Origin of the sequence: Phytobacter sp. V69 (assembly GCF_965644215.1) — a bacterium.
GTDB lineage: Bacteria > Pseudomonadota > Gammaproteobacteria > Enterobacterales > Enterobacteriaceae > Phytobacter.
The window spans coordinates 1-1,835 of record NZ_CBFFRL010000396.1; the positions used below are offsets into that span (position 1 = coordinate 1).

Consider the following 1,835-nt stretch of genomic DNA (forward strand, 5'->3'; position numbering starts at 1 on the left):
GCGGGCATCGTGAAAAGTCTATGTCAAAGAAAGGGTTATGTTCTCATAATTGACGATTAAATCGCACCTTCCTTAACAGATCGCCACGGTTAACAGACGAAGTGGAAGAAAGGGAATTCTACTGCGGGGATACACCAAAATGAGCAAACAGCGTCAGGCCAGGTTTGCTCAAAAGGAAATAAGAAGAGGTCTGTTCGGGGAAACCGGTCAGCTCGCCACGCTACGATACACCGGGACTCGCCGGGTTGTGCCCGTGAGATTATCGAAGATGTCCACTTCCGCCGTGGCGATTGCCATGCCGGTTTTTCTCAGCCGTTGCACATCCGCGGCGATACGCTGGATCCCAAACCAGAAAAGCCCGTCGAGCGCCGTGACCGGCAGCCCTCTTTCCAGCGCCAGTTTTAACCGTTCCCGCGGGGCTTTCACCTCTTTAGCGATTTGCTGATACGGCGTGGCAACGGATCCTGAGGCATCGACCCGGCGAATGCGGGTTGAAAGGCGATACTGGAACTCATCCGGTATTTCGCTTAAATCCGTTTTCAGGCTATAGACGCAGCCAAAACGTTTGCCGTTGAAAATGACGTTTTTCTGGCCGATTTGCAGCTCCTCGCGCATGCTGGCAATTAACTGGGGAGCGCGGATCAGCAATAAGCGGAAAGGAAGTTCAAAGCTGGTCACGTAGTCCACGTTGAGCAGCGCAATGCGTAATCGCTCTTCGGCATTGGCCTGGGACTGGCGGCACTCGTCCAGCGTGTCTGCCCACTGGCGAGCGGTACGGGGAGATTCATTCAGTTCGGTGAAGCTATATTTTTCGATCTCATAATCAATGCGATCCACCACTGCGCCTCCCTCTTTCCTGCGGATAAGTGTAAATCTGACGGGCGGTTATTTTAGCAACGAAGCGGCATTGTCGAAAGCATTCTTGCTTTCAGACGATCGGGAAACAGGGAAATCCAGGTACGTCTGCCGTCGGCCTCAGGACACCGTCGCATCCGCCCATGCCGTCGCAACGCTCATGGCATGAATGGCCGCCCACCCCGGAATCTTAAGTTTGTTGGCCTGAATCTGGATGTTGTCCCATTCGCGCCGCTCATAATATTGCGCCAGACAGAGGATCTCATAGAGGGTGCCTTTCTTCTCCACCAGTGCATTCCTGACGGATGAAGACAGCGCAATTTGCTGCACAATCTCTTCCAGAGGCATGTCGAGCATCACATCCAGTAGTGAAAACAATCCACAGAGAAACGCATCCTGCGCACTGCGGGCAGGGAATGCACGCTCAACCATCACTTCGCAGAACTTCGCCCTCGCGAGCGAAAGGTGGTACAGCTCACCGATATTTTTACTGGCGAGGTTTGCCAGACATGCCAGCGAAACAAAGCGAGTCAGCTCACTTCGCCCCAAATACATGGCAATATTTTTCAGCGTTAAATGATCGCCACCGCTGATACCGCTCACCCGGTAAACAATATTGCGCGCATATTTTAGAATTTTATAGGTTAACGTCAGATCGCGCTCGAGGATAAGTTCAATTTTGTCAAAATCCAGTTCTTCCGCGTTAACGGCATTCATCAACTGGAACAAATGAACGGCCTGATGCGAAAGGCGCTTGCTTTGAACTATTTCAGGCTTACTGTAAAAATACCCCTGAAATAATTCGAAACCATGTTTCTTATATTGCTCAAATTCGGCATGGGTCTCCACTTTTTCAGCCAGCAGGGTAATCGCCGTCAACTGAGCCGCGTGGAGTTGAAGAAACGCGTTAAGGAAGGTGCGATTTAATCGGTGGGGTTCAGTGGAGTCCTTAGCTGTATTAGCCTTACCTTAGCTGAGCT

General features: G+C 51.3%; 2 protein-coding genes. Both read right to left on the reverse strand.

Going from position 1 to position 1,835, the window contains the following annotated elements; translation table 11 throughout:
- Positions 1–207 precede the first annotated feature (207 nt).
- Positions 208–840 carry an ECs1377 family protein gene (locus ACSZPU_RS25470; RefSeq protein ID WP_499004385.1) on the reverse strand — a complete coding sequence of 211 codons (633 nt, stop codon included), beginning with the start codon at positions 838–840 and terminating at the stop codon, positions 208–210.
- Between the two features lie 135 nt (positions 841–975).
- Positions 976–1,734 carry an EAL and HDOD domain-containing protein gene (locus ACSZPU_RS25475; protein WP_499004387.1) on the reverse strand — a complete coding sequence of 253 codons (759 nt, stop codon included), beginning with the start codon at positions 1,732–1,734 and terminating at the stop codon, positions 976–978.
- Positions 1,735–1,835 lie beyond the last annotated feature (101 nt).